Source organism: Ruegeria sp. D7 (assembly GCF_056534355.1).
Window position 1 is genome coordinate 228,605 of sequence record NZ_JBQFPG010000003.1, and the last position, 26,270, is coordinate 254,874.

General features: G+C 53.3%; 26 protein-coding genes and 1 pseudogene. 13 read left to right on the top strand and 14 right to left on the bottom strand.

The features are described from left to right. Positions 1-325: 325 nt before the first annotated feature. Together ACRZ9U_RS06130 and ACRZ9U_RS06135 are read right to left on the bottom strand one after the other, a co-directional pair. A pseudogene (locus ACRZ9U_RS06130) lies at positions 326-682 on the bottom strand (TRAP transporter large permease subunit); the annotation flags it as partial. A gap of 398 nt (positions 683-1,080) precedes the next feature. Beyond that, complete coding sequence (locus tag ACRZ9U_RS06135; protein WP_480901428.1) at positions 1,081-1,848, bottom strand: class I SAM-dependent methyltransferase; 768 nt, start codon at positions 1,846-1,848, stop codon at positions 1,081-1,083. 6 nt (positions 1,849-1,854) lie between these two features. Between ACRZ9U_RS06135 and ACRZ9U_RS06140 the strand changes: the two genes are divergently transcribed. Both ACRZ9U_RS06140 and ACRZ9U_RS06145 read left to right on the top strand, forming a co-directional pair. Further along, positions 1,855-2,754, top strand: coding sequence for a LysR family transcriptional regulator (locus tag ACRZ9U_RS06140; protein ID WP_170736906.1), 900 nt, complete (start codon positions 1,855-1,857; stop codon positions 2,752-2,754). A gap of 16 nt (positions 2,755-2,770) precedes the next feature. After that, positions 2,771-3,262 (top strand): ATP-binding protein, encoded by a 492-nt coding sequence (locus ACRZ9U_RS06145; protein ID WP_170402597.1) that lies wholly within the window; start codon positions 2,771-2,773, stop codon positions 3,260-3,262. 99 nt (positions 3,263-3,361) lie between these two features. On the opposite strand, the gene ACRZ9U_RS06150 is transcribed toward ACRZ9U_RS06145, so the two are convergent. Both ACRZ9U_RS06150 and ACRZ9U_RS06155 read right to left on the bottom strand, forming a co-directional pair. After that, entirely contained in the window at positions 3,362-3,796 is a 435-nt protein-coding gene (locus tag ACRZ9U_RS06150) for a DUF4345 domain-containing protein (protein ID WP_170402600.1), read from the bottom strand. A gap of 28 nt (positions 3,797-3,824) precedes the next feature. Next, a complete protein-coding gene (locus tag ACRZ9U_RS06155; protein WP_170402603.1) occupies positions 3,825-4,652 on the bottom strand; it encodes an NmrA family NAD(P)-binding protein in 828 nt (275 codons plus the stop codon). Here ACRZ9U_RS06155 and ACRZ9U_RS06160 point away from each other — a divergent pair. Next, positions 4,646-5,785, top strand: coding sequence for an AraC family transcriptional regulator (locus ACRZ9U_RS06160; protein WP_480901431.1), 1,140 nt, complete (start codon positions 4,646-4,648; stop codon positions 5,783-5,785). The genes ACRZ9U_RS06155 and ACRZ9U_RS06160 overlap by 7 nt on opposite strands. 439 nt (positions 5,786-6,224) lie before the next feature. After that, the gene (locus tag ACRZ9U_RS06165; protein WP_480886777.1) at positions 6,225-6,473 is read left to right on the top strand and encodes a hypothetical protein; all 249 of its coding nucleotides are present in this window, start codon (positions 6,225-6,227) and stop codon (positions 6,471-6,473) included. A 199-nt stretch (positions 6,474-6,672) separates the two neighbouring features. Here the strand turns inward: ACRZ9U_RS06165 and ACRZ9U_RS06170 are convergent, their stop codons facing one another. Next, entirely contained in the window at positions 6,673-6,942 is a 270-nt protein-coding gene (locus ACRZ9U_RS06170; RefSeq protein ID WP_170402606.1) for an HlyU family transcriptional regulator, read from the bottom strand. A gap of 47 nt (positions 6,943-6,989) precedes the next feature. Then, positions 6,990-8,189 (bottom strand): ROK family transcriptional regulator, encoded by a 1,200-nt coding sequence (locus ACRZ9U_RS06175; RefSeq protein ID WP_170402926.1) that lies wholly within the window; start codon positions 8,187-8,189, stop codon positions 6,990-6,992. 186 nt (positions 8,190-8,375) lie between these two features. Here ACRZ9U_RS06175 and ACRZ9U_RS06180 point away from each other — a divergent pair, with 186 nt between their 5' ends. The 8 genes from ACRZ9U_RS06180 to ACRZ9U_RS06215 all read left to right on the top strand — a co-directional run bounded on the left by ACRZ9U_RS06180 (position 8,376) and on the right by ACRZ9U_RS06215 (position 15,168). Further along, complete coding sequence (locus ACRZ9U_RS06180; RefSeq protein ID WP_170392952.1) at positions 8,376-9,395, top strand: sugar ABC transporter substrate-binding protein; 1,020 nt, start codon at positions 8,376-8,378, stop codon at positions 9,393-9,395. A gap of 117 nt (positions 9,396-9,512) precedes the next feature. Beyond that, a complete protein-coding gene (locus tag ACRZ9U_RS06185) occupies positions 9,513-10,583 on the top strand; it encodes an ABC transporter permease (protein WP_170392953.1) in 1,071 nt (356 codons plus the stop codon). Beyond that, a complete protein-coding gene (locus ACRZ9U_RS06190) occupies positions 10,583-11,365 on the top strand; it encodes an ATP-binding cassette domain-containing protein (protein WP_170402609.1) in 783 nt (260 codons plus the stop codon). The genes ACRZ9U_RS06185 and ACRZ9U_RS06190 overlap by 1 nt, the downstream gene beginning before the upstream one ends. A 122-nt stretch (positions 11,366-11,487) precedes the next feature. Continuing rightward, positions 11,488-12,033 carry a nucleoside/nucleotide kinase family protein gene (locus tag ACRZ9U_RS06195; RefSeq protein ID WP_480901434.1) on the top strand — a complete coding sequence of 182 codons (546 nt, stop codon included), beginning with the start codon at positions 11,488-11,490 and terminating at the stop codon, positions 12,031-12,033. Between the two features lie 245 nt (positions 12,034-12,278). Continuing rightward, a complete protein-coding gene (locus ACRZ9U_RS06200; protein ID WP_480761543.1) occupies positions 12,279-12,530 on the top strand; it encodes a transaldolase family protein in 252 nt (83 codons plus the stop codon). Positions 12,531-12,538: 8 nt separating this feature from the next. Further along, complete coding sequence (locus tag ACRZ9U_RS06205) at positions 12,539-12,784, top strand: hypothetical protein (protein WP_170402612.1); 246 nt, start codon at positions 12,539-12,541, stop codon at positions 12,782-12,784. Positions 12,785-12,815: 31 nt separating this feature from the next. Next, positions 12,816-13,004 (top strand): hypothetical protein, encoded by a 189-nt coding sequence (locus tag ACRZ9U_RS06210; protein WP_480901437.1) that lies wholly within the window; start codon positions 12,816-12,818, stop codon positions 13,002-13,004. Between the two features lie 352 nt (positions 13,005-13,356). Continuing rightward, on the top strand, positions 13,357-15,168 hold the full coding sequence (locus tag ACRZ9U_RS06215) for a BCCT family transporter (protein ID WP_170402619.1): 1,812 nt from the start codon (positions 13,357-13,359) through the stop codon (positions 15,166-15,168). Positions 15,169-15,185: 17 nt separating this feature from the next. Here ACRZ9U_RS06215 and ACRZ9U_RS06220 read toward each other — a convergent pair whose 3' ends face one another. Then, positions 15,186-15,899 carry a TetR/AcrR family transcriptional regulator gene (locus ACRZ9U_RS06220; protein WP_480901439.1) on the bottom strand — a complete coding sequence of 238 codons (714 nt, stop codon included), beginning with the start codon at positions 15,897-15,899 and terminating at the stop codon, positions 15,186-15,188. A 79-nt stretch (positions 15,900-15,978) separates the two neighbouring features. On the opposite strand from ACRZ9U_RS06220, the gene ACRZ9U_RS06225 reads away from it, so the two are divergent. Next, positions 15,979-17,373, top strand: coding sequence for an aminotransferase (locus tag ACRZ9U_RS06225; RefSeq protein WP_170402622.1), 1,395 nt, complete (start codon positions 15,979-15,981; stop codon positions 17,371-17,373). A gap of 36 nt (positions 17,374-17,409) precedes the next feature. Here ACRZ9U_RS06225 and ACRZ9U_RS06230 read toward each other — a convergent pair whose 3' ends face one another. The 7 genes from ACRZ9U_RS06230 to ACRZ9U_RS06260 all read right to left on the bottom strand — a co-directional run bounded on the left by ACRZ9U_RS06230 (position 17,410) and on the right by ACRZ9U_RS06260 (position 26,215). Continuing rightward, complete coding sequence (locus tag ACRZ9U_RS06230; protein ID WP_170402627.1) at positions 17,410-18,978, bottom strand: trimethylamine methyltransferase family protein; 1,569 nt, start codon at positions 18,976-18,978, stop codon at positions 17,410-17,412. 25 nt (positions 18,979-19,003) lie between these two features. Further along, entirely contained in the window at positions 19,004-20,203 is a 1,200-nt protein-coding gene (locus ACRZ9U_RS06235) for an aromatic ring-hydroxylating dioxygenase subunit alpha (RefSeq protein ID WP_170402631.1), read from the bottom strand. A gap of 8 nt (positions 20,204-20,211) precedes the next feature. Further along, the gene (locus ACRZ9U_RS06240) at positions 20,212-22,278 is read right to left on the bottom strand and encodes an oxidoreductase (RefSeq protein WP_170402635.1); all 2,067 of its coding nucleotides are present in this window, start codon (positions 22,276-22,278) and stop codon (positions 20,212-20,214) included. Between the two features lie 94 nt (positions 22,279-22,372). Continuing rightward, on the bottom strand, positions 22,373-23,428 hold the full coding sequence (locus ACRZ9U_RS06245; protein WP_170402638.1) for an extracellular solute-binding protein: 1,056 nt from the start codon (positions 23,426-23,428) through the stop codon (positions 22,373-22,375). A 17-nt stretch (positions 23,429-23,445) separates the two neighbouring features. Next, the gene (locus ACRZ9U_RS06250; protein WP_170402641.1) at positions 23,446-24,540 is read right to left on the bottom strand and encodes an ABC transporter ATP-binding protein; all 1,095 of its coding nucleotides are present in this window, start codon (positions 24,538-24,540) and stop codon (positions 23,446-23,448) included. Positions 24,541-24,560: 20 nt separating this feature from the next. Further along, positions 24,561-25,355: an ABC transporter permease gene (locus ACRZ9U_RS06255; protein WP_170402644.1), complete on the bottom strand. Its 795-nt coding sequence runs from the start codon at positions 25,353-25,355 to the stop codon at positions 24,561-24,563. Beyond that, positions 25,352-26,215 (bottom strand): ABC transporter permease, encoded by an 864-nt coding sequence (locus ACRZ9U_RS06260; RefSeq protein ID WP_170402647.1) that lies wholly within the window; start codon positions 26,213-26,215, stop codon positions 25,352-25,354. Before ACRZ9U_RS06260 ends, ACRZ9U_RS06255 begins: the two co-directional genes overlap by 4 nt. Between the last annotated feature and the right edge of the window lie 55 nt (positions 26,216-26,270).

Sequence of the window (26,270 nt, forward strand, 5' to 3'; positions counted from 1 at the left end):
CTGACTGAAAAAGAAATTCACCACCATATTATAGACAAAATTCATAAGCAAAACGCTTTCCTTGACCCGCTTGTTGCGTATACCAGCTATCAGTAACCAGCCCATCAAATGGCAAGTATTCGCAACCATAGTATGACTGGCAGCGCCATAGCAAACCAAACGTCGCTGAAACGGTGTTGTGCGAAGCGATCTAAGGTTGAGTGATGGCCGTTCTGTCAAACGAGAATTCTGGCATTGTCGCACCGCTGGATCACCACAATCGTCACACAAATCCTACTTTCCTAATAAAATACGCCGACGATACATGCCACCACCGCATCCCGCTTCACAGGGTTATGATTTCCGGTGCCATGAACGTATTGGGCAGGAATGTAGACAGGAACGGAATATAGGTAACGATGATCAGTACGGCGAACAGCATGGCCGGGAACGGAAGGGCTGCTTTGACTACGCTCATCATCGGCATTCCGGCAACGCCCGAGGTAAAAAAGAGATTCAACCCGATCGGAGGCGTGATTATCCCGATCTCCATTTTGACCAGCATGATGACGCCCAGATGGATTGGATCGATACCCAGCTCGATCGCAATCGGGAACACCAGTGGTGCCTCGATGACCAAGAGGCCCGAGGGTTCCATGAGCTGACCACCGTTCAACAGGATTAAGTTGACGAGACCCAAGTAGTCATCAGAGTAGCCTGAGCATCTAATATCCGCTGGGAACCAGCGCTACGTCTGCTTGAGAGCGAAAAGCTGATCGTTGATTATTCAGGCCGACCGAGAAAACTCAAAAAATCATCACAACCACCTTATGTTTTTCGTATACGCCTCAAGGGCATTCTAAAAGGGCTAGAAAACTCTTGGTTCGGCCAATGGCGGCCGTTCATCTTGCCAGATAGTGCTGCGGTGCAGCGCCACCGAAACCGCCATTCGCTGCGCGAGCGAGATCAAAGCGCTTCCCATGGTCGGTTGTGCGGATAAATCTGCCACTCACAGTAGCTTTTGTGAATTGGAAACAAACTCTAAATACATTCGTACATTCGAGTCTGACAGGTGGTAGACTTTACGACGTAGAGATCCCCCTAGCAACGAAGATGCGAGAAGGGTTGCTTCAAGTTTTTTTGCGCAACAATATAACGGCTCTGGAACATCGAGGCTTGATCGGAAGTATACAGGATATTGAAGCCTGCGCGCTCAATTTTCCTATCAAGCATCGACATAGACACGAAATTCACAAATGGGGCTTTCCCAAAAAACTGCATGATAGGTATCGCGACACGACTGATCATCGCATACTTGAACCCACCATTCTCAGGCGCGCACACCGTTTTGGATATGAAAACACCACCGGATTTTGTCAATTTGGCAATATGCTCTAGCGCTTGATCCAAATCAGGCAGGAGATGAAGCAGGTTATGCGCCAGAACCGCATCGTAACCACCTTCAACAGGATCGTGCTCGAGAACTTCGGCCACCTTGAAAGTGACATTCTCCAATCCTTCTTTAGCACGCTTCTCGTTGGCAATCTCGATCATGCCCGGAGCGAGATCCGAGGCTGTGATATGGTTGACATGCGGTGCAAGCAACAGCGCGGTTGAACCCGTCCCGCAACCGATTTCCAGTACACTGTCTTCTGCTTTTAGGTGCGACTTCGTACGTTCGAGTGTGTTCAGATACCCTTCCATGTTCCGGATTGGGTCCGCCGCATACTTTCGCGAGATTCTGCTCCAGAACGCGGCATCTTTGGACAAAGCAGCCATTTTATTACTCTCTTTCAAGTTTGTTGTCGCATCCCATACATCCATACGCACATTTATTAAATTGCCATAATTCGTAGAAGTGTTATGCATAAATGCATGAACTGGAATGCCATCAATTTCGACTGGAATCAGGTACGGACCTTTCTTGCGACAGCTGAGGAAGGCTCGTTTTCCGCAGCGGCGCGCGTTCTCGAGCAAACTCAACCTACTGTCGGTCGTCAGGTTGCGGCGCTGGAATTGGCGCTTGGGATCACCCTGTTCGAAAGAGTTGGTAAATCGCTTAGTTTAACGACCGCTGGCGCCGAGCTTTTGTTGCATGTCAGAGAAATGGCGGATGTCGCGCACAGGATCTCCCTTACTGCTACAAGCCAGTCGCAAACTGTCGAAGGGCAAGTCAGGATCACCGCGTCAGATGTGATGTCTGCCTATCAGCTGCCGCCTATACTGAAAAAGATCCGACTTGCAGCACCGCGTCTTGAGATCGACGTCGTAGCTGCCAATGACTTACGAGACATACAGAGACGTGAGGCTGATATCGCCATCCGACATGTACGCCCGACGCAACCAGATCTGACCGCAAAGCTTGTCGCCGAGGCGACGGCACATTTTTACGCAGCACCTGCGTACCTTGATCAGTTGGGAAGGCCGAAAAATGAAAACGAGCTCGCGAAGTTGGATTTCGTGGGGTTTGGTGACATTGACATGATGATCGGCTTTCTCGATCCGGCGGGCATTAAGGTCACTCGAAAGAGTTTCCGGATTGGCTCGCAAAGCGGAATTGTATCCTGGGAGCTGGTGCGCCAAGGGTTTGGCATCAGTGTAATGTCGGATGACGTGGCTGCCTTGACACCAGGTGTGGAGCGCGTGCTACCCGACCGAGAGCCGTTTAAGTTCCCGATTTGGCTGGCGACGCACTCGGAATTACATACTGCGCGAAGGATCAGGTTGGTGTTTGATCAACTTGCAGATCAACTGAGCACAGGGGCCATTAGGTAGTCCGGGAGTTCACCCTATGTCACAGGTCCAACCAACGCTTCACTTGCTTTGTGGTAAAGTCGCCTCAGGAAAATCAGGTCTGGCGGCGAGACTTGCGAATAGCGGCGGGGCGGTGCTCATTTCAGAAGATGAATGGCTTAGCGTCCTATTCGGCGACCAGATGAACTCCCTGCAGGATTATGTAAATTGCGCTTTGAAATTGCGGCCGGTCATGGAGCGGCACATCGCATCGTTGCTGATGGCCGGGGTTTCTGTCATTCTCGACTTTCCGGCGAACACAATTGAAAACAGAGCCTGGATGCGCAAGCTGCTGGAAGAAACTGCGGCGACGCACCAGCTTCACTTTTTAGACTTGCCGGATGAGGTTTGTCTGCGCCGGCTGCACAAGCGCAACAGTGAAGGTGCGCATGCCTTTGCAGCAACGGAAGCTCAATATTGGCGTTTAGCGAGGTATTTCGAGGCACCATCACCCGAAGAAGGTTTTAATGTCATAACTCACAATCGGTAGCGCCAGCCATTCAGTATTTCGCGGAGTCACTCAGATATTTTGGCCACCCACTCTGTATCGGTGAATGGCCAAATGCACTCAGGCAGCTTTCACTGTGTCTCAAATCCGAAGTTTACGCGACGACATGAGGTGCATGCCAGCTTTCGTTAGCCGCCCTTTGCTCGCGGCCCACAAACACATCAGTCCAAGTACCATCTCTATCCCAAGAGCAGAAAGGATGCTGTCCGATGGTCGTCCATCAAGCATAATGCTGACCACGCGCCCCGCGGCAAAGGCGAAGAACACGGCGGCTCCAAGCCAAGCTGATGTCTGGGCCATCTTTTGGTATAGCGCTCCCGACAGGATGATCAGGCCAAGTGCAGCCAGATTGGCAGCAGGTGCGCGCAATTCGCTCATCAAGTTCGGCTGCGGCGAAATATCAATGCCGTAGCTGGAGTAAAAGGCCAGTGGGGCCAGCGTGATGATCAGCCCCAGGGTGGCTGCAACAAGACCCGCCAACCCCAGGACAAGCCTGCGTTTTACGTCAAACGTCATGATTGTGTTCCTTTGTCGTCAGACCGACTCATGCAGCTTGTGTCCAAGCGCCAGACTTTGCGGCTTCATCAGCAAAATCAGAGAAATCGCGCGGAGCTCTCCCCAAGGCACGTTGAACACCGTCCGCAGTGTTCGCATTGCGACCATCAAGTGTTTCCCTCGCTATGTCAGTAATCACGTCAGCAATCATCTCTCCGCTCGCGTTGATGATTTCCGCATGGAAGTCTTCAAACGAAATCGGCACATATTGCACGGTTCTGCCCATTGCGCGTGAAAGTTCGGCAGCCATTTCGGCAAATGTCATGAGACGCGGCCCTGTAACTTCATACAGCTCGCCAGTGTGTCCTTCCTCGGTCAAGGCGGCGACGGCAACGTCGGCAATGTCGTCCACGTCGATAATCGGTTCACGCACGTCACCTGCGGGCATGGGCAACACACCGGCCATTACCGGCTCCAGCAATGCACCTTCAGAGTAGTTTTGCGCAAACCACGCCGCACGGACGATCGTAAAGGGCACACCGGAGTTCCGAACAACCCCTTCGGCACGTTCGGCATGAAATTCTCCGCGACCTGTTAACAGCACAAGTCGCTGCAGTCCTTTTTCTCGAGCCAATGCCGAAAAGGCCGCAACTTGCTCGACCGCGCCCGGAAAGGCGATGTCAGGAAAATAGGAAATATAGGCGGCAGAAACACCGTCCAGGATTGCGGGCCATGTCTGCGGTTTTTCCCAATCAAATGGGGTTTTGCTATTCCGCGATCCACGCCGAACTGCATGGCCCCTGTCTTCAAGGCGCGTCACGATACGTGATCCGGTTTTACCTGTTGCGCCAAGTACCAGAATGGTTTGCTGTGTCATCGGTCATCTCCGTAAAATCAGTCGATGACCCCAAAATAGGTAAGCACGAAGGACGAAGAAGTCTGCATTGTCCTGACTTTTTATCCATTCATCCAAAAATTGTGGACAATTGGGGAGATATCGAACAGTCTGGTGCAGTGAGCCAGATCAACCCCCATATTCCCGACCCCCATGCAATGGCGCAGCCAATCGGTGATCCGCTCGGGGAAATTCTTCATCTTCTGAAACTGACGGGTACATTCTATTGCCAGTCGCGCATGTCTGCGCCTTGGGGCGTTTCTATACCGGGTTTCCCCGAAATACTGAGCTTTGCGGTCATTACGCACGGGCGTTGCTTTATGAGGGTCGGAGAAGATGTGCCGTTTGAAGTCGAGAAAGGCGACTTGGTTCTGATGACAAATGGCGCGCCAGTTGGGTTCTCCAGCTCAAAAGACACCCCACTTTTGAAACTGGAAGAACTGCCCATACGCAAGGTGACCGAGCTCTACGAAACACTAGAGCACGGCGGCGGTGGAGCCGAGACCGGAATCATGTACGGGCTCGTCAGGATAGATCACGCGGCCAGCGGCATGTTGATGGCCTTGCTTCCCGACGTGCTGAAAATCGATCCGTGGGAAGAGGATGCAGGGAGCTGGCTACAAGCAACTTTGCAATTCATTGCAAGAGAGGCGCGTGAATTACGACCGGGCGGTGAAACAGTGATTACACGCTTGGCCGATGTGGTTGTCATCGAGGCTATTCGCCGATGGTTGAACAGTGCGCCCGACGCCAATCGAGGTTGGCTGAAAGCCGCCAGAGACCAACAGATTGGCCGCACCATTGTTTCCATTCATCGCGCACCCGCAGCAAACTGGACAGTCGAGTCTCTTGCACAGGTTGCAGGTATGTCCAGATCGGCATTTTCCGCACGGTTTACCGAGCTCGTCGGTGTGCCGGCAATACAATACCTCGCAACTTGGCGAATGCATCTGGCGCGGGAACGATTAATTGCTACCGATCAACCAATCTCGCAAATCGTGGCTGAGATAGGGTACCTATCTGAACCTTCTTTTAACAAAGCATTCAAACGGGTTTTTAACATGCCTCCAGGGAAAGTCCGCAGACTACAATACCAGGTGCAAGGCGGCAATTAGACGAAGACAGAAACGTGTTGTAGCAAGGTTGGTAGCTTTGTGCTTAAGGAGATCAGCTTCAGGCTCGAAGCCGACCTGCGGCAATTTATCTCGCGTACCATATAGCGATGTAACTCCTGCACTCCGCCGTCTTTTGACATTCTTCTTTCAATGGTGCGCTTTGCTTACGCAAAGGAAAAGAGATTGAGTTCACTTTTTTGCGCGCCATGAAACAAGTACATATGGAAAGGGCACCGTCAAAACAGGCAAGGCAAGCAAGCCCGGCCTATAGAATGGTTCGGTTTAAAAGCGGCAAACATCGCAATTGCGGTCTATTCCAAAGGGGTTAAACCCACCTGCGATCAGAAGTCTGTATGTCCCCTACGGCAAGCTCGTGAACTACGTCGGTGGGCGCAGCAACGGCTGCACAACCTGGTCGCAATCCGCTTCAAAAGAGATTTTGGAGCTTGTCGAAGGAAACCCGACCACGCTCTATATCTACCCGGAATCAAAAGACATTAACGCGGTTGCCAAAGCGGTGGAGCAAGGAAAATCGCTTTCGCGCGCGGGCGTCTACTGGAACGCAGCATGTCTGAAGGCGATTGACGCACCCAAGTTTTGGCCGAAAAGAACTTTGCAACCGATCATCAATCAATGGCGGGCGGCCCTGCCCAAGCAGCCGCCGCTAGAACTGCCAATTTGCCAGTAGCGGTAGGTGCACTTTTTTAGGTGCACTTTTTTTTGCATAGAAAACACCTGCGGGACCTTCTTGTTTCGTAGTTTGGCCTTTGGTGTCTGGACAAGAGTTGGGGAGGAAACATGTCTCGCAGCATTATGGAGGGCAAGGCCGAGAGATTTGACGTTGACGCCGTAGCGCTCGTGGAAAGGGATGATAGCCAACAGTTCCCTTAACCGAAAATACACTCGCCTTGCTCGTCAATCACCTGTTTCGCCTTGGTGATGCTAAAGCTCTCGGCCTGATCCCGGCTTTCGAAGACATCCGCCCGGATCAGCGCATAGGTCTTACGATCTCCGTTGATGATTTTTTCGATACGGGCCGACAGGCGATACTTTCCGCCCTCGGCAATCAAAACGGGGAAGATGTCGAACCCTTTGTACGAGACCGGTTGCAGCTCCGACTTTTCACCGCCACCAAAGAGTTTTGAGAAGATTGACATTACGCGGTTCCTTTCTACTTGGGAAATTTGACCCCTATGAATTTCGACTACATCCCAGAAAGCCCAGCATTAGTGTTCAATAGAAACTGGCGGAAAATCGGGCTGCTTGCCGCCCCAATCCCGCGGGCGTTTTCTCCGACAGCCGCAGCTTCTACAACCGGAGGAATCAAACCGCGTTTATCTTGGTTGACTAGGTAACGACGAACCCGTGAGACCAACTCCTCCCGTATTTCAGATGGGAATGCGCCGTCGATAAAAATTGCCTCAAAGTCGATGACCGCGCAAATAGACAGCGCAGCTTTGGCCAGTTCCTGCGCGGTGGTACCGATCCATGGTTCGACATAGCGAGAAATGCTGCTCCAGTCCTGCGGCTTTTTCCACAAAATTCCCGGATCAACACCCGCTTCTATCAACCTGTCCTCGAGCAGGAACAGCGATGCAGTGTCAATCAGTTGCTGGCTTTCACCCAAAGGACCCGTCGTTCGCATGGCACCCAAGGCACCGGCATTGCCTTGGTTGCCCTCAAATACGGTGCCATTCAATGCAACGCCTCCGCCAATCATTGAGCCTATGAAGAAATAAAAATAGTCTCGATACTCAGCCCCGCGGCCATAGAGGTGCTCCGCGTGACACGCGGCAGTAGCATCATTGACCACAAAGACCGGCAGTTCGCTGAACTTGGCCACCTCGGAAAAGAAGTTCACGTTTCTCCAGGACCTGAATTTCTGAGCCGCAAGCCCAGAAAGGTCGTGCCACTTCCATAGCTCGAACGGTGTTCCGATTCCAATCCCGCATACACGGTCCCGAAGTTTCTGGGGTTCATTGGCCAGAAGCTCTTCCAATCCTACCTCCAGAAACCCGAACACTGCTTCGGGTAGCGGGTAGTCATAAGTCGTCGAGAGCTGTTGGCGTGGCTTACCGGTGAAGTCGATCAAAAGAAGATCGGCGCTGCGGCGACCGATCTTCATTCCCACCGACAGAATGCCTTCGGGATTGAGCTCCATGGGGATCGAAGGTTTCCCAACTTTGCCCTTCAACGGCGTCCCACGTTTGAGAATCTCGTCCTTTTCGAGCTTACGCAGAATGATCGACACAGTCTGGGGTGACAGGCCCGTCAGCCTCGCGACGTCCGCCCCGGCAGCAGGTCCATGCCGTTGTAAAACCGTCAGAATGAGGCGTTCGTTATGATCACGAACACCGCTTTGGCTTACCCCGCCGGTTAGTATTTTCAACGCCTCTCTTTCCATAACCTTAAACATAAACACCTTGTTTTCTTATGAAAAGATACGTGGGCAAATTAATAAATAAACTTTATTTATTTATTGACACAGAGGCTAGAATCACGGTTTCTTGAACGGGACCTTCATTGGAGGATGGAGGCCCGCCTTGTCGCTATTCCGCGCGGGGCCACAACAATTTTCTGGGAGGACAACATGAGAAATCTACTCAAGCTCGCCGCATCCGCGACTGCGCTGACTTTGGCCGCTGCATCCGCGCAAGCGGCTGGTGAAACCGTCTGCCTGATTACCAAGACCGACACCAACCCCTTTTTCGTTAAGATGAAGGAAGGCGCAACCGCCAAGGCAGAAGAGCTGGGCATGACGCTCAAGGCGTTTGCCGGCAAGGTTGATGGCGACCATGAAACTCAGGTTCAGGCCATTGAAACCTGCATTCTCGATGGCGCAAAAGGCATTCTGCTGACAGCATCCGACACCAGCTCAATCGTTCCTGCGGTCAAACAGGCGCGGGATGCGGGGGTTTTGGTCATTGCGCTGGACACGCCGCTTAGCCCGATTGACTCGGCGGACGCGACATTCGCGACGGACAACTACAAGGCCGGCCTTCTGATCGGTCAATGGGCTAAGGCCAAAATGGGCGACGCCGCAGCCGATGCCAAGATCGCGACGCTGGATCTGAACGTCAGTCAGCCGACAGTGGACGTTCTGCGCAATCAGGGTTTCCTCGACGGATTCGGCGTGGACTTGGCGGACCCGAACGTCATCGGTGACGAAACCGATGCGCGTCTGGTTGGCAGTGACGTGACCGACGGTAATGAAGAAGGCGGGCGCCGCGCGATGGAAAACCTTCTGGCTAAGGATTCATCCATCAACGTTGTTCACACGATCAACGAACCGGCTGCTGCGGGCGCATATGAGGCGCTGAAATCCATCGGGCGTGAAAACGACGTACTGATCGTTTCGGTCGACGGGGGGTGCCCCGGCGTCCAAAACGTCGAAGCCGGTGTGATCGGAGCGACAAGCCAACAGTACCCGCTGTTGATGGCGTCGCTTGGCGTTGAGGCCGTGAAAAAATGGGCCGAAGAGGGCGTGAAGCCGGAAAACACACCCGGCAAAGACTTCTATGACACGGGCGTGGCGCTCATCACCGACCAGCCGGTTGATGGGGTCGAGTCGCTATCTGTCGCAGAAGGCCTGGATCTCTGCTGGGGCTAAAGCCAGCCCTACAAGGTGAGGCGCGCCGCAGCGCCTCATCAATCCTTTCACCAGCAAACCTAAACTTCCTGTAAACTGATTTCGTGGACGCGATGCCAGCCACGAAAAGGGGGAGAGATGTCTGAAGCAAACCAAAACGCCCAGGAATTCGAAACCGCCGCCAACGCGTCAGAAACCGTGGCGGAATTTGAAGATCACCGGCGTGGTGTTCTGGGGAAGTTGCAGCATCTTCTCCATGTCAACCCTTCCTTTGTGCCATTGATCGTTCTGGTCGGCGCCATCGTAATTTTCGGCCTGCTGCTGGGGTCCAAATTCTTCTCACCCTTTGCGATGACGCTGATCCTGCAGCAGGTTCAGATCGTGGGCATCGTGGCCGCAGCGCAAAGCCTTGTCATTCTGACCGCCGGCATCGACTTGAGCGTCGGTGCGATCATGGTGTTTTCATCCGTCATCATGGGTCAGTTCACCTTCCGCTACGGTATCCCCGTGCCCATTGCTGTGATGTGCGGGCTGGCAATGGGAACGCTGATCGGGGCTCTTAATGGCTGGCTGGTCAGTCGCGTAAAGCTGCCGCCCTTTATTGTCACGCTCGGCATGTGGCAGATCGTTCTGGCGACAAACTTCCTGTATTCCGCAAACGAAACAATTCGCAGCCAGGATATCGAGGCCAACGCCCCGTTCCTGCAATTCTTTGGCACCAAATTCAGCATCGGTGGCGCGACCTTTACGGTCGGCGTGATATTCATGCTCGTACTGATTTTCGTGTTGGCTTACGCGCTCAAACACACGGCCTGGGGCCGGCATGTCTATGCAGTGGGGGATGACCCTGAGGCGGCTGAACTATCCGGTGTGAACGTGCACAGAACGCTGATGTCAGTTTATATGTTATCCGGTTTGATCTGTGCCTTTGCGGGCTGGGCCTTGATCGGGCGCATCGGGTCGGTTTCACCTACATCCGGTCAATTAGCCAATATCGAAAGCATCACCGCGGTTGTGATCGGGGGCATCTCTTTGTTTGGCGGGCGGGGATCCATCCTGGGATCGCTGTTTGGCGCGCTGATTGTTGGCGTGTTCACTTTGGGGCTTAGGCTTCTGGGCGCAGACGCACAATGGACCTTCTTACTTATCGGACTTCTCATTATCGCTGCAGTTGCCGTCGACCAGTGGATTAGAAAGGTATCGGGCTAATGTCAGACTCAACTCCAGTCGTCCAAGGCCGCGGGATCGTAAAGCGCTATGGCCACGTTACCGCCATCGACCATTCCGACTTTGAACTGCGCCAGGGGGAAATCCTGGCAGTGATCGGAGATAACGGCGCGGGCAAATCATCCATCGTGAAGGCGATCTGCGGCGCCACAATCCCGGATGAAGGGGAGATTCTGATCGAGGGCAAAAAGGTTAACTTCACCTCTCCGATCGATGCGCGGAATATGGGGATTGAGATTGTCTATCAGCAGCTCGCCATGTCTCCTGCCCTTTCGATTGCGGACAACATGTTCATGGGGCGCGAAATCCGCAAGCAGGGGTTCATGGGTAAATACATGCGTAAGCTTGACCGTCCAGCGATGGAGAAGTTTGCCCGTGAAAAACTGACCGAGCTTGGGCTGATGACTGTACAGTCGATCAATCAGGCGGTTGAGACTCTCTCTGGTGGCCAACGCCAAGGTGTTGCCGTTGCTCGTGCCGCTGCCTTTGCAACCAAGTTTATCATCATGGACGAACCGACGGCTGCTTTGGGCGTCAAGGAAAGCCGCAAGGTGCTTGAACTGATCCAGGACGTGCGTGCGCGTGGCATTCCGATCATCCTGATCAGCCACAACATGCCTCATGTTTTTGAGGTTGCCGACCGCATTCATGTGCATCGGTTGGGCAAAAGGCTCTGCACAATTGATCCCAAGGATTACACGATGTCCGATGCAGTCGCCTTCATGACCGGTGCCAAGGAACCCCCAAAAGAGGACGCAGCGTGATCGAGCAGGACGTACAGCGCGTTTGCGACCTGATCTCCTCCCGGCGGCAAGTTGGAGTCCGGACGATTATCGCAATCGCCGGCCCCCCCGCATCCGGAAAGTCGACCTTAGCGGAAGCCGTTGTGCAGTCGCTGAACACTCAACAGAGCTCGGCGGTTCCGTCAGCCACACTTGTACCAATGGATGGTTACCATTTGGACAACTGCGTGCTGGAAACGCGTGGATTGCTGGCGAGAAAAGGCGCGCCAGAGACTTTCGATGGGGTCGGGTTTTGCGCTGCAATCAGAGAGCTTCAATTTACGCGCCACGAGTCCTTTCATCCCAAATTCGATCGCACAATGGACCTCGCTATTGCCAACGCCATTGCGGTTCACCCGGCAACTCCGGTCGTCGTCGTTGAGGGTAACTATCTTCTGATGGACAGCGACCCGTGGAGAAACCTAACGGATGTCTATGCTGCAACGGTTTTTGTCAGCCCAACTTTGGAAGAGCTTGAAAACAGGCTGCAAAACCGCTGGATCAGCCATGGATTTGACCCGCAAACCGCGCTGCAACGCGCAATAGCGAACGATCTGCCAAATGCAGAACTCGTCATCAGCGCTAGTCGAAATGCCGACCTAAGATTAAACCAGAACTACACCGAATTCGGGACGCACCACGCGTTCTGAACTTACGCCCTGGACCCCGCCATCCGTCGATGCAGCTCCTCTGGGTGAATTCACGTGCAACCAAAATTAGTTCACACACATGAGGAAAACTCATGAAGTTTTTTGCGGATACTGCAGAAGTAAGCGAAATCAAAGACCTGATAGACTTGGGACTTCTTGACGGCGTCACCACCGATCCAGGTCTGATTGCGAGATCCGGCCGCGATTTATGAGAAATCATTGCAAAAATTTGCACTCTGACGCATATGTCGGTCTCTGCAGAAATCGCGGCATTGGATACAGCTGGAATGATCGCCGAAGGAGAGCGTCTTGCATCGATTGCAGACAATGCCGTTGTCGCACTTCCGCTGACCCCGGATAACCTCAAAGCATGCGTCCATTTCAAAAGGAATAGCATCAGAACGAACATCACGCTCTGTTTTTCACCAAAACAGGCTCTTTTAGCAGCAAAGGCCGGCGCGACCTATGTTTCTCCGTTTTTTTGGCAAATTGGATGATACTAATTTTGGACGGAGCTGATGCGATTTGGGAAGCAGGCATAGAATCCGTGGCTGCAGAAATCGAAAAGACCCGGACCTTCTTTGATTTAGCAAAGCGCTTCGGTGGCCTCGACACCGCTCTTCGCCGAGCCACGGCCAACGGACACGGAAGTGGTGGAAACAATCCTTCAGAAATGCTCGATGATTCGCCTATTGCGAAGGAATTAGTGATTTTTTGGGGAGCCGTTGCAAGATCCCAGGAAAGAAGTTGAAAAGCACGATCCCGTCTCATCACGCTTGCAAATGATCATCGAGAGGTTGGTCATGGCTTTGAAAACGGGCTTTGCTTGGTGCCTAAAAAAGGCCAACCTAATTGTCGATACTGCGATCAAATGGGCAATCCCGGCAGGCGGTACGGGTTATCTAGCGCTACAACCTGAAAATCTCGAAGCGGTGATAGAAGTGGCGAAGCGACTCCTCGGCTTCCTTTGACAACAGCAGGCGTTGTCCTTCCATATTCTACCGTGTCTGCTCCCCGTCAGTTCACAATCTAATCGCATTCCACTAATAGCCTTCACCGATTATCACACAGCGAAATAACAAAAAAAATGAAGGGGCTATCGCCAGTAGAACGACTTTGGATGCCAAATGACAAAACCTTTGATTCTAGGTCATTCAATTTTCAGTAACCGCATAGGTTTTGCCGTTTGCGAATAAAAGCTTTTCCTCTCAGCTATCGATCCCGCTACCACACTCCTATTCAGGCTGAGAATAAAATAGTCTGGACCCCAGCGACTGGCAGCGCGGCGAGCAAAGCAGTCAATTTATGTAAGACCGGAAAAACATGGCGCTTGAAGAACCTTTCACAGACCTCAAAATAAGAACTCGGCGGACCGGCTTTTACAAAGGGTATTGCCTTCCGATTGCGCTGGTAAGCAAACTCTCGGTTTCTCTACTCGTTCTCTGGGCGCTGGTTTGGCCACTATCAGCCAATGATACACTGCGATCTTGGAAGTCAGGAATTCTGTCCGAGTTCAATACATTCTACAATCTTTCCGTTGGATTGTTTGTACTTTTCCTTTTCCTTATCGCGCTCATTCCTTCAACCGGCCGAATGAGGCTGGGTTTAGAAGATGAGAAACCGGAATTTTCTAACTTCTCTTGGTTTTCGATGATGTTTGGGGCGGGTCTGGGCGTGGGCCTAATGGTCTATGCAACCGCTGAACCACTTGGCCTTTGGGAAACCAATCCACTGACTATTTCCGGGGAAGTCACGCCCAAAAGCGAAGACGCGATTGAAGGAGCCTACCGCTATACTTTTTTGCACACCGGATTTCACGCCTGGGCAATATACGTCGTCACCGGCCTTAGCCTTGCCTACTACGCATCTACCAGAGGCATGCCGCTGACAATCCGCACCGCACTGACCCCGTTGCTTGGAGAATATTCAAATGGTGTTGCAGGCCATGTGATCGATATACTCGGAGTCGTTGCGACAATACTCGGCGTAGCGGTAACGATCGGTTATGGCGTTTCTCAATTGGTGGATGGTGCGTTTCTAATTACCGGAGCGAATTGGCTTGTGGAGAAAGAAGTAACCAATATGATCCCGTCAACCGCCGGCCTAATAACGGCGTTGATCGTTGTTATGATTATGTCGACACTCTCTGCCGTCTCTGGCGTCGGGCGTGGTGTCAAATACTTGTCAAATATTAATCTTCTCTTTTCACTGGTATTGCTGGTGGTATTCATTGCTTATGGCTCATTCGTGTTTGCGGCGACGACCTATGCTACAGCGCTGGTTGACTATATCAAAAATTTTGTCCCTCTGAGCTTCCAAGCTTTTCGACCGATTTCCGAAGTCGAGTTTGCCTCAGTATTGCCTGCAGAAGCGGCACCCTTTGTCGGCGAACTCTTTGCGGGTGCAACTGATCCATGGGGAACAAAAGCAACCTTTCTTGAGGGTTTGAGCAACGAAACAGCCGGTCTTTCTGATGCGACCAAGACTGCAGTTTATAACGCGGGTACAAGCGGAAGGTTGTTTGGATGGCAGGCCGGATGGACTACATTTTATTGGGCATGGTGGATCGCGTTTTCGCCCTTTGTCGGACTTTTCTTAGCGCGTATCTCAAGAGGGCGGACTGTGCGCGAATTTATACTTGGTGCGGTCATTACCCCGTCCCTGGTTTGTTTCGCATGGATGGCCATTCTGGGCGGGGCCGCCATCGATTTGGAACTGAATGGAGATGCCAATGGATCAATCATTGCGGCATCAACGACGGCAACACTGTTCGTCACCTTGGGGGAAATGATATCGGGTGACCTGCTCGCGGTAGTGAGTGTCATGTGTATTCTGTTAACCATGACCTTCCTTGTCACATCCGCCGACTCTGGCATCCTTGTGATGAACACGATCATGTCCGGCGGGTCTGAAGACACGGGCCTGTTTCATCGTATCCTCTGGGGTGTTCTTCTAACCCTTGTAATTGGAACTCTGCTGGTCGCGGGCGGCGGTGGATTAGAGGCATTGACCAATTCGATGATCATCGGGGCACTGCCGTTCAGTGTTGTTTTACTGCTTATGTGCGTCTCTTTGGCCAAAGCAATGATCAACGACTTGCGTCGATTTCACCATGAGACACAGACGGATTCGTGATTGACCGAAGTTAGTTCCTAGTCACTTAAGTCACCTGCACCCGCGGATCGACTATTGCTAAAGTGTTTTGGAAATATCGACTGCAGCACAAACAGGCAGATCTTCAAGGCCTCCGAGGGTTTGAAGATATCCGAATGCAAATGGTAGTCGTTCCAAAGCCCTTCCAACAAAGCAACCAACGCGTTTGTTGCAAGTTTGACGTCTATGTCCTCGTACTCGCCTTCGTCCTTTATTTGTTCCAACAGCTCCAGGATCATCGCGCGGAAACCTTTGTCTCGCGAGTCGATGAAAGGAAAAACGTTTGGGTTTGAGAGCGCTTCAGCCCGAAAGGAAAACCAGATCGAAACGTCCCGCGCATTAAGGACCAAGGGGTCGAAATCTGCCTTAATGATAGAGATTAGCTTGTCTGACGGGTCTAACTCTGGATTGATTGCAATGGCCTTCCACTGCCCCGCGTAGCGGACTGACAGTTCCTCAGCCACCGCAAGCAGCAGCTTTTCCTTGGAGCCAAAGTGTAGGTTTATCATCCCTTGCGACAATCCCGACAACTCTTGGATTCTTGCCGCGGTTGTGCCGCGAATTCCGTATTTATAGATGGCGTCTGCAGCCGATTGGATCAACTGATTTCGGTTCTGCAACCTGCTGAGTTCCCGTGCGTTTGCTGGAGTATCGGGCTCGAGAGTAATTTTACTTGTCCTTTGCTGGGGTGCGCTTTCTTGATCTTTTCGCATTTAACAGAGCGGAGGTTCAAGGATTGACATTGAATGAATGCTTGTTCATTTTGTGATATATATTACATCACGGTGGCCTATGACCCTATCGAACTCCGACTTTCAATCCATACGCAATTGGGACAACGAGAACTTTCTGCACCCGTGGGAGGGCATGGCACATCTGGGCCAAAACGAACGGACCTTTGCCGAAAGCGGTCTTGGCGTTCACGTCGTGACAGAGGACGGAAAGCGCCTGATAGACGGCCCTGCTGGTATGTGGTGCATTCAATTGGGCTATGGAAACACCGAGATTGCCGACGCGATGGCGCAGCAGGCGAAAGAGATGGCGTATTTTTCGCCGTTCAATAATGCCAACTCGGCTCCGGCCCGGTTGGCACATGAAATTGCCCAGAGAACCCCGGGTGACCTGAACCACGTGTTCTTTACAACAGGAGGTTCAACGGCCGTGGATAGCGCTCTGCGGTTTGTGCAATTTCGCAATAACCTGCTGGGAAAACCTGAAAAGAAAATCGTGATATCGCGGCAGAAAGCTTATCACGGATCGACGTATCTGGCGGCCTCGGTGTCCGGAAAAGAGCGTGACAAAGGTTGGCTGGACCAGGCAAGTCAGCTGACGCGCTTCCTGCCGAATGTTAATCCGTATACTCGTCGCTCCGATCAGACGGTTGACGACTTTCTGGACGAAAAAATAGCGGATCTGGAAAACATGATCTTACAGACCGGCGCAGACAAGGTCGCTGCTTTCATCGCTGAACCGATCTTGTGCTCTGGTGGCGTCATTGTGCCTCCACAAGGATATCATCAGCGCTGTCTGGAAATCTGCCAGAAATACGATGTCCTGTATATTTCAGACGAGGTCGTGACCGGATTTGGGAGGCTTGGACACTGGTTTGCTTCTGAAGACGTCTTTGGAATTCAACCCGACATCATCACTTGCGCCAAAGGCATGACGTCCGGGTACATACCTATGGGGGCGTGCATCATCTCTGATCGGCTGATTGCAGATGTGAGCGGAGACCACGGGCGGAACGCTACTTTTTCAAACGGCTTCACCTATTCGGGCCATCCAGTGAGCGCGGCAGCGGGATTGAAAACTATTGAAATCATGGAGCGCGACCGCATTCTGGAACATGTCCGCGCAATCACTCCGCTTTTTGAAGAGCGCCTACAGGCTCTGGCCGACTTGCCACTGGTCGGCGATGCCCGCGGTGTGGGGCTGGTTGGATGCGTTGAATGCGTTGCGGACGCCGAAGCTAACAATTTATTGGATCTAGATAAGTCGGTTGGCGCTATGATTGATCACCATTGCCAGGAAAACGGGCTGATCCTGCGGCCCATCATCAACATGTGTGTGTTCTCCCCTCCGCTGATCATCACGGAGGGCGAGTTGAACGAGATGTTTGACATCCTTGAAAAAGGAATCCGGCTGGCAACCGACGACCTGACGCGCCAAGGCGTATTCAGAACATAGGAGCAACCGCGAAGCCTGCCCTACCTGCAGCAGCGCTTATCCAGCGCGCATTGCATCACGGGGCAATTTGATCGGGAACTTGGACCGAACCTCTTCGTCCGCCTTGCTACCAAAGTAATTCGGGTAGTGATTGGACAGAATGTCATCCACTACGGATCGGCTACGCTCGAACATGTCCTGACGACCCGCTTTCTCCCAAGTATCAGTCAGCTCGCGGTCCATCAGTGTCGGGTAGACATACTCGGTTTCCATGTACTGCAATGTCTGAGTATTACCGAGGAAATGTCCGGGATTGATCGCGCATTCATGGATGACGTCGACTGAAAGCGTTTCATCACTCACCTCAATCCCGCGAAGCGTCCGTGAGATCATGCCCGCAGCTTCGTTGTCGATGACCATCGACTCAAAGCTACAGCCCATCAGGCTGCCGAGCATTCCGCCAAACTCGCAGAGCCGGTTGGCACCGGCATGAGCCGCCAAAGCGAATGTCAGAGCTTTTTCTAGACCATATTGCGCATCGGGGATTTTGGAATCCGTCATACCACATCCGACGCTGGTCGGCAGGTTGTAGAAATTGCCCATTTGGATAGCTGCCGCGGATATCAACGCCTGCTCACCACTGCCGCCTGTAAACGATCCAGTGCGCAGATCGGTAATAAACGGCCAAGCTGCAAAGACAACGGGGGTGCCCGGGTTAATCAGGTTGGCAATGGCGACGCAAGATAGAGTCTCGGCGACGGCTTGCGCCAAAGTCCCGGCCAGAGGCGCAGGCGACGTCGCCCCAGCTTGCGGTGGAACAGCCAAATCGCAGACAAGCCCCATCTTCGCTGTATCAATCAGGATCTCCAAATTTTCCCGCCCGAACCGGAGCGGGGACACTATGGGACAACCGCCAAAAATGACCGAGGGTTTCTCGAAGAATTTGCCCTCCCCGCCTGATGCCAGATCGAACAGATGAATCGCGTCCTGAATGTGCTCTCGAGTACGGAACGTCAGGCAAGATGGTTTTTCGCTACCCGCCAGAATGGCGTAGAGCATGCTCATGTCATGCTCGTAGTCCTGCGGCACATCCGTTGCCAGAACCGTATCACCGGTCATGTGGATGTTGTCGAGCCGGTCAACCAATCGGGTAAAGTCGTAAATGTCCTTGAGTGTTGATGGCCGGAAACTGCGAGTCTCCGCGTCGAAAGTTGTCACAGCAGTACCGGAGTTTGCGTAATACACCTTGTCCTTGGTGCAGTGCATGTCGTCCTTACCGGCTCGCGAGCCGCGTGCGTGGACATAGAACTCGCTGGCAGCCTTCGCCAAAAGGTCTTCCATCAACGCGCGAGGGAAGCACAACCTACCATGCTCGTTCACCATCGCCCCTTTGGGCAGCACGAGATCAAGAACTTCCTGCGTTGGATCACCGACACCCGTACGCTCCAGAATGCCAAGAGCGGCTTCATGAATGCGCGACATGTCAGCGTCTGAAAGGGGCTTGTACCGCCCACCCGAAATGCCCGGCCAGATTGCTTGCGAGGCGACGTTGCTGGTTCGCACAGCTGCACGTGCTTCACGCCCACCCCCGCGCCGTCTTGATCTGCGCTTCGTCAACTCTGTCATAGTATTTCTCCGAATTCTGAGCGTGTCAGATCATGCTGAAGTAATTGCGATAAAACCCGGGGATGCTCCACTCCATCTCGGACAACGGCCCTGGGACGAAATGGTGCGAGTTCACGCCTTCCTGATTGTGTCGTATGATCCGCTCGTCATCGAGCGACGTGACATGCCAAAGCCACGTCAGAGTATCCTTGTCATAGTCGCGACCCTCTTCAGCGCCTCCGCGTACGTACCAAACGATCTGAATATCCGTTTCCTGCAGCGCGCGAGGGACGAAGCGATACCCGACCATGTGATCTGCATAGACGAGGAAGTAGTTCAGTGTGCCGATCCCCAGATCAGTTGCTCCGCCATCGTGGGATTTCAGTTCGCCCAAAGGCGGCGCCAGAGGCGCTCCATCCTTGCTGCCGGTCACATAGCCGGGGAACAAAGGGTAGCGCCGCCAATAAACATCTGCGCCCGGCGCGTCCGCATTTTCTCCTGTCAGATCAAGTTCCTCGGTGGGCACTCCGGCTTCTTTCATCCGTTCATTCAATGCCCCGCTAAACTCCAGAACCTGGGCTGGATCTTTCAGGGAATGGCTACGCGAATAGTCCTGATGGGACGGCGCGCAGTGATAGCATTCCAAGTAGTTCTCAAGGGCCAGTTTCCAGTTCGCCGGAACCGGGTATGATGCCTCGTGCGCGACTTTCAGGTTTTCAAAATCGAACGGCTTCGAAAGCGGGGCCAGCCTTTCCAGGGCAGCATCCAGCGGCGGAGCATCTTCTGTGGCGCAGACAAAGATCAGGCTCTGAAAAATCTTCACCTGAACAGGGAACAACCCGTACTGGCTAGGGTCAAAGTCCTGTCCCATCGATCGCCCGTTTCGTAGCTTGCCGTTCAGGTCAAAAGTCCATGCATGATAAGGGCATATGAAGTTGCGCACCTTGCCTTGCTGTTCAATGCAAACCCGCGATCCTCGGTGGCGACATACGTTCAAATGCGCTCGCACCTCGCCCTCACGATCCCGAACGACAATGATGGACTCGGGCCCATAGTCGAACAGGAAATAGTCGCCCGGTTCAACGACCTGACTAACGTGGCCGACCCAGATCCAGTTACGGTTCCAGAACGCGTCGATATCGTTCTCGTATACTGCTTGAGACGTATAGAAGTGTCGAGGCAAGGCGAACCCCTCCCGTTGCGCGTCCATCAAGTCGCGCATTACTTGCAAGTCATCTTTTGGCATTGCGCACCTCATGCAGATTCAAGGGAAACGATTTCCCGGCGGAAGAATTCACGGTCGATGTCGTCCGCGTTACGTTCGAAATTTCGAGCAGCCATGTGACCCGAGTATACAGCGTCCGCGATCAAGCCCGGGTTCGCGGCATCTCCGATTAATTCCAACGTACGCAGCGGACTTTCATTCAACCCGCAAAGCTTGTCGTAAAGGGCGGTTTCTCGCATTCGTTGCGTCACCAGAACGACGGAGCCGCATTCAATGAAATTCTCTCGCCCCGTGTAGACGCACTGCAATGTCGCCTGACCTGGCGCGACATCGACCAAAGTCTGGGACAGATTTAGGTGAACGCCTTTTTCCAACAGACTGCGTTGCACTTTAGTCTGCTCCAACGTCAATTCGGTAAACGGCGAAACTATTGAGGCCGGCGTCACAAAGAAAACCTCTCGCCCGGCCTGAGCCAAATGATCCGCCAAGACTCCACCGAGATAGGCTTGATCATCATCGTAGACCAAAATGGGGCCGTCCTGCAGCATGACCCCGGCCATAACATCATCCGGAGTGAAAACCTGAGAACCTGAATCGATTGACACACCGTGGAATGCAGATTTTCCGCGCCCGTCTCGTCGCCATTTTGCGCCCGTTGCAACAAAGACGTTCGTAATACCCAGTTCGACGACCTCACTGGCTGACAGTCGGCTGTCGGTGAACAGATGAACGTTCCCGCGTTGTTGCAGGTCGTAAATTCTGTGATCTGTCACGCGCTTCCAGGCGGATAGCCCGATCAGGCTAGCTTCCTGCAACACGCGGCCGCCAAGCTCTTGCTTTGCTTCCGCCAGAGTTACCTCGTAGCCCCGACGCGCCAATTGCATGGCGCATTCAAGCCCGGCTGGTCCACTGCCGACAACGAGCGCAGCTTCCTCTTCTACCCGACGCTCAATGATCTCAGGATGCCATTTCCTCCGCCACTCTTCGCCCATAGTCGGGTTTTGTGTGCAGCGTATGGGGACGCCGAGAGAATCGGATGAAACACAGATGTTACAACCAATGCATTCGCGGATTTCTTCGATGCGACCTTCCTTGATCTTGTTGGGCAGAAACGGATCAGCGATGGATGGTCGCGCCGCGCCGATAAAATCAAGGATACCCTTCCTGACCAGTGACGCCATCAAGTCCGGAGACGTTAGACGCCCGACGCCGACAACAGGCTTAGAGGTCACTTGTTTCACAAATTCGATATATGAGGTTTGAAAGCCGTCGCGGGGCTCGAACCGGGTCGTCGCAGAATCGTTGCTCCAATCCGCTACGTTAACATCCCAAAGGTCTGGAAGCTCGGCCAGCAATTCGACTACAGCACGGCCTTCTTCCTGCGCTTGCATGCCGTCTGACCCAAGCATTTCATCAACCGCAAACCGCAAGGCAATGGCGCAATTGTCTCCAACCTCCTCCTTGGTTTCTTCCAGAAGCTCGTAGGTCAGTCGCACCCGGTTCTCCAACGAACCTCCATATTCATCCGTCCGATCATTGAACTGTGGCAGCAGAAAATGATGAGGCAATGTCATGTGATGCCCGGCATAGACATACACAATGTCGAACCCGGCTTCGCGCGAGCGACGAGCCGCAGCGCGATGCCACTTGCGGAACTCACGAATATCCGACTTGTCCATGGCTCTGGCCTGTTTCGGGTATGGGGTCTGCAGGACAAGTTCTGATGGGGCCAGCAAGGGCGCACGGGTCAGGTGGTTTTGGGCATGGTGACCGTTATGCGCCAATTGGATTGCCGCAAGCGAGCCCTTCTCATGAATTGAGTCGGTTATTAGACGCAGTGCTGGAATATCCTGATCGTCCCAAATTCGGTTTTCAGAATAAGGAGACAAATCCGAAGTCGGATGAATCTCAGCCTCCTGAGTGGATACAACCGCCCAACCGCCCTCGGCTTTCATCGCCCGCATGGCAGCTTCGGCCTGAGGTCGCAAATGACCCAAACCATTGCAGTGGGGCACTTGGTAGAACCGGTTACGAGCCGTTACTGGCCCGATCTGAACCGGTTCGAAGAGAACAGAATATCCGTCAGCGCCTGACATTACCGCGCTTCCTCCAAGAAAATCGGAATTAGTTTCGTGGGAATGGAAGGTTTCCTACGTCCCCACCATTCCCGGCTGTGTTGTAAGAGTGCCTTTAGAAGCCAGCTTTGATGCGCTCGAATTCCTTCAACATCTTGGCCTCCAACTCGGGGTTAACAGCGTCAAAGAACAGGCTGCCTTCAAAGAAGCTGTCCACATCCGAGAACCCGTAGGTTTCGATCAGTTCCGGGTCAGCTTGGGCAAACGCGTCCTCGTTGGCGTGTGCGTATCCCCAGCTTTCGATGATGTATTTACCGCTTGCGGCAGAGCTGAGCGCGTTCAGCATGTCATAGACTTGCTCATCCGACTGTTTTGCAGATTTCAGATGCACATAACCGCAGACCCAAGTTGCGATACCTTTGTCCACATCACGCATCATGGCCGCTGGCGTTTCGTTCCAGATCAGGTTCAGTTCCGATTGGTTCCATCCCCAACCCAACGTGACCTCACCGCTGGCAATTGCCTGATCCAGTTGGCCGGCGTCAGACCAATAAAAGCGTACGTTCGGATGAATCGCGCGCAGATAATCTGCAGCTTTCTGGAATTCCTCGTCGCTCATGTCGGTATAGCTGGAGGCGCCGGTTGCCAGTGCCGCCATTGCAAAGGCACTGGAGGCGGCGTCTGGAATGGCAACTTTACCCTGATAGGCGGGATCGGCAAGTAATTGCAGTGAAACATCGTCCGCCGAAATCATATCGGTGCGATAGATCAGGCCGGTGTTGCCCCATTCGAAAGGCACCATGTAGGTCTGCCCGTCAATCGTGATGCCGTCGACCTCTTTGATCTTGGGCATCAACTTGTCCCAGTTCTCTAGCTTGTTGGTGTCGATCGGCTTGAGCATATCCGCCGCCACCCATTTTCTCAGAGCGTCCGTGCAGGGATGAGCCAAATCGGCTTCAAACCCGGACTGAAGCTTGGTAAACGCCTCTTCCACGCTGCCGAAATAAGTATAGCTGGGCGCGCCGCCGTACTTTTCGACATAGTCGCCGTAGAAGCCCTGATCCTCGTATCCGGACCAGTCAAAAACGGTCAGATCAGCGGCATTTGCTAGCGCTTGGCTGGCGGTAAAGATGCCAACTACTGCTGCCGTAAGTGATGCTGTTTTACTCATTTGTCTCCTCCCAAAGACTAGCGTTTGCCCAAGTCGATCACCGAGGCGCTTTGAACGCCAAGCCAGACGGTGTCGCCGCGGTTGTGATCGACTGTGTGAAAATAGTTTGGCACTGCGACGGCGATGCTTTCTTTCAGACGATCGACGCGCACATAGTAGTGGACGCTCTCACCATAGAAGGCGACGTCCGAGACCTCGCCTTGAACAAGAGCATCGTACCCATCCGGTTTTTCCGCACTGATTTCCAATTGCTCAGGCCGAACGCCGACAAGAAGTTCTTTGTCATGCAACTGAACATTTGGGTTCACTCCGATCGTCATCTGCCCAAAGCCCTGAACGTTGACTTCCAGCGCTTCAGGGTTCTCTGCCGTTACCTCGGCATCGAGAAAGTTCATTCCGCCGATGAAAGAGGCCACTTCCCGGTTACAAGGTTGGGAATACAGAACCTCAGGCTTATCCACTTGCTTGAGCTGTCCAGCGAACATGACGCCGATCCGATCGGACATGGTCATCGCCTCGTATTGATCATGCGTGACCATCACGAAGGTAATTCCAAGCTTCTGCTGCAGACGGCGCATTTCCAACTGCATCGCTTCGCGCAGATTTTTGTCCAGCGCTGATAAAGGCTCATCCAGCAGCAAAACCTTCGGTCGCATGACAAGCGCACGAGCGAGCGCCACACGTTGCCGCTGACCACCGGATAACTCATTGGCCTTGCGGTCCTGCAATCCGCCAAGCTCAACCATCTCAAGCGCCTCGGCCACGCGTTCTTTGATTTCCTTCCGCGCGAGCTTTGTCTTGCGTAATCCAAAACCAACATTGTCGCCGACATTCAGGTGCGGAAAGATCGCGTAGCTTTGGAACACCATATTGGTGGGGCGCTTGTTGGCAGGCACCTCTCCCATCGTTCGACCATCGATTCGGATCTCGCCTTCTTCGTGATCTTGAAAACCTGCAATAATGCGCAACGCTGTTGTCTTACCGCAGCCCGAAGGCCCAAGCAGCGAAAAGAACTCACCCTCTTTCAAGGTCAGGTTCAGATCAGACACAGCCACAAAGGAACCAAAGCGTTTTTCGACGCCCTGAATTTCGATGATGTTCTGTTCGCTCATCTTACTCGTTTCCTTTGGCTTCAATCAGAGGATTGGATGGAACGGCGGCGGAAGTATTCGGCAATCAACAGCAGCAGGACTGAAGACAGTAAAAGCAGCGACCCCAGCGCCAACGTGTTGGGCAATTTTGCCGGAAAGCGGATCTGGCTCCAGATATAGACCGGCAATGTCGGGCTGTTCCCGGATAGGAAAAAGGCCAGGACAAATTCATCAAACGACACGGTGAACGTCACCAGCAGGCTGGCGATGATGCCGGGCGCGACGATTGGCAAGGTAACACGCCGAAACGTACCCACGACGCTTTCACCAAGGTCGAACGCGGCCTCCTCCAAAGACTGGTCGAAATCGTCAAATGCAGATTTCATGATCGACACGGAGAAGGGCAGTGCCACGAACACATGCCCAAGGATCACCGTTGTCAGCGATGGCTTCAAACCGATACTGATGAACAGAACCAGCATCGAGCTGGCGACAATGATACCGGGCACGACCAGCGGGAGCATGACCAGACCTTCGGAGAACTCCCGTCCTTTGAAACGGTACCGGACATAGGCGCGCGCGGCGAACAGGCCCAGAGACGTCGCCATCAAGGCAGTCACACTGCCGACGATCAGCGAATTGACCATCGCCTGCAGCAACGTGTCTTGCTGACCCAACTGCGCGTACCACTTCAACGTGAACCCCTTTAGCGGGAAAGCCACGATGGTTCCGTCATTAAATGAAAACAGCGGCAAGAGCAGAACTGGCAGGTACAGAAACACCAGATAGGCGATCGCGTAAACAAGCAACCATGGGATACGAATAGCCTTGGTCATCTGATCCTCCGCCCCAGTGCGGTGACGACCACCACAAACAGGATTGCGACGCAACCGACCGAAAGCATTGCAAGCAGGGACAGGGTTGCACCCAATGGCCAATTATTGGCCGCGCCAAACTGAACCTGGATCAAATTGGCCACCATTTTTCCCTGCGAACCGCCGACCAGGGCTGGCGTGACATAGTCGCCAACCGTGGGGATGAATATGATCAAGCAAGCGGCGATGATCCCTGGCGCCGTCAGGGGCAAAGTTACGCGCACAAACCGTTCCAACTTGCTGCACCCTAAATCGGTTGCGGCCTCCAAGAGGCTGCGGTCGATCTTTTGCAGCGACACATAAATCGGCAGGATCGCAAACGGCGCCCAGGCATGTGCAAGTGTAAGGACAACGGCGAATTCATTGTAGAGCAGGAATGTAAGCGGCTCCTCTATCAGCCCCAGCGAAATCAATGCTGAGTTCATCACCCCATTGAAGCCAAGGATCAATTTCCAGCTGAACACCCGCAGCAGGTAGCTGCTCCAAAACGGGATGGTAATCAGCAATAGCCAGAGGGTTTTTTTCTGCGTCCGAAATGCGATGAAGTAGGCAATCGGATAGGCCAGACCGACCGTCGCCAATGTCACTGCCCCCGCAATCGCGACCGACCGGACCATCAGATGTCGAACCAGCGGGTCGGTAAACGCCTCTTGGTAATTCGCCCAGGTCAGTGTGCGGTCAATCTCGACATAGGTCTGGGTCCAAAAGCTGTAGGCGACAAGAATGCAAAGTGGAACAGCCACGAGCAGGCCGACATAGAGCGTCGCAGGCGCGCTCAGTGCCAGGCCCTTGCCCGTTTCACTTCGTAGTACTCCGGCCATGCTTCCCTGCTGAGCTTCGTTTTCGGTGGCACGACAATGTCGATCACAAAATGGA

Bases quoted from the DNA above. Each gene is read 5' to 3' on its own strand.
- ACRZ9U_RS06250 (WP_170402641.1), bottom strand. From the start codon at position 24,540: ATGAGCGAACAGAACATCATCGAAATTCAGGGCGTCGAAAAACGCTTT.
- ACRZ9U_RS06200 (WP_480761543.1), top strand. From the start codon at position 12,279: ATGTCGGTCTCTGCAGAAATCGCGGCATTGGATACAGCTGGAATGATC.
- ACRZ9U_RS06240 (WP_170402635.1), bottom strand. From the start codon at position 22,278: ATGTCAGGCGCTGACGGATATTCTGTTCTCTTCGAACCGGTTCAGATC.
- ACRZ9U_RS06180 (WP_170392952.1), top strand. From the start codon at position 8,376: ATGAGAAATCTACTCAAGCTCGCCGCATCCGCGACTGCGCTGACTTTG.
- ACRZ9U_RS06150 (WP_170402600.1), bottom strand. From the start codon at position 3,796: ATGACGTTTGACGTAAAACGCAGGCTTGTCCTGGGGTTGGCGGGTCTT.
- ACRZ9U_RS06225 (WP_170402622.1), top strand. From the start codon at position 15,979: ATGACCCTATCGAACTCCGACTTTCAATCCATACGCAATTGGGACAAC.
- ACRZ9U_RS06215 (WP_170402619.1), top strand. From the start codon at position 13,357: ATGGCGCTTGAAGAACCTTTCACAGACCTCAAAATAAGAACTCGGCGG.
- ACRZ9U_RS06260 (WP_170402647.1), bottom strand. From the start codon at position 26,215: ATGGCCGGAGTACTACGAAGTGAAACGGGCAAGGGCCTGGCACTGAGC.
- ACRZ9U_RS06220 (WP_480901439.1), bottom strand. From the start codon at position 15,899: ATGCGAAAAGATCAAGAAAGCGCACCCCAGCAAAGGACAAGTAAAATT.
- ACRZ9U_RS06170 (WP_170402606.1), bottom strand. From the start codon at position 6,942: ATGTCAATCTTCTCAAAACTCTTTGGTGGCGGTGAAAAGTCGGAGCTG.
- ACRZ9U_RS06235 (WP_170402631.1), bottom strand. From the start codon at position 20,203: ATGCCAAAAGATGACTTGCAAGTAATGCGCGACTTGATGGACGCGCAA.
- ACRZ9U_RS06135 (WP_480901428.1), bottom strand. From the start codon at position 1,848: ATGCATAACACTTCTACGAATTATGGCAATTTAATAAATGTGCGTATG.
- ACRZ9U_RS06175 (WP_170402926.1), bottom strand. From the start codon at position 8,189: ATGGAAAGAGAGGCGTTGAAAATACTAACCGGCGGGGTAAGCCAAAGC.
- ACRZ9U_RS06145 (WP_170402597.1), top strand. From the start codon at position 2,771: ATGTCACAGGTCCAACCAACGCTTCACTTGCTTTGTGGTAAAGTCGCC.
- ACRZ9U_RS06210 (WP_480901437.1), top strand. From the start codon at position 12,816: ATGATCATCGAGAGGTTGGTCATGGCTTTGAAAACGGGCTTTGCTTGG.
- ACRZ9U_RS06140 (WP_170736906.1), top strand. From the start codon at position 1,855: ATGAACTGGAATGCCATCAATTTCGACTGGAATCAGGTACGGACCTTT.
- ACRZ9U_RS06190 (WP_170402609.1), top strand. From the start codon at position 10,583: ATGTCAGACTCAACTCCAGTCGTCCAAGGCCGCGGGATCGTAAAGCGC.
- ACRZ9U_RS06245 (WP_170402638.1), bottom strand. From the start codon at position 23,428: ATGAGTAAAACAGCATCACTTACGGCAGCAGTAGTTGGCATCTTTACC.
- ACRZ9U_RS06255 (WP_170402644.1), bottom strand. From the start codon at position 25,355: ATGACCAAGGCTATTCGTATCCCATGGTTGCTTGTTTACGCGATCGCC.
- ACRZ9U_RS06185 (WP_170392953.1), top strand. From the start codon at position 9,513: ATGTCTGAAGCAAACCAAAACGCCCAGGAATTCGAAACCGCCGCCAAC.
- ACRZ9U_RS06155 (WP_170402603.1), bottom strand. From the start codon at position 4,652: ATGACACAGCAAACCATTCTGGTACTTGGCGCAACAGGTAAAACCGGA.
- ACRZ9U_RS06230 (WP_170402627.1), bottom strand. From the start codon at position 18,978: ATGACAGAGTTGACGAAGCGCAGATCAAGACGGCGCGGGGGTGGGCGT.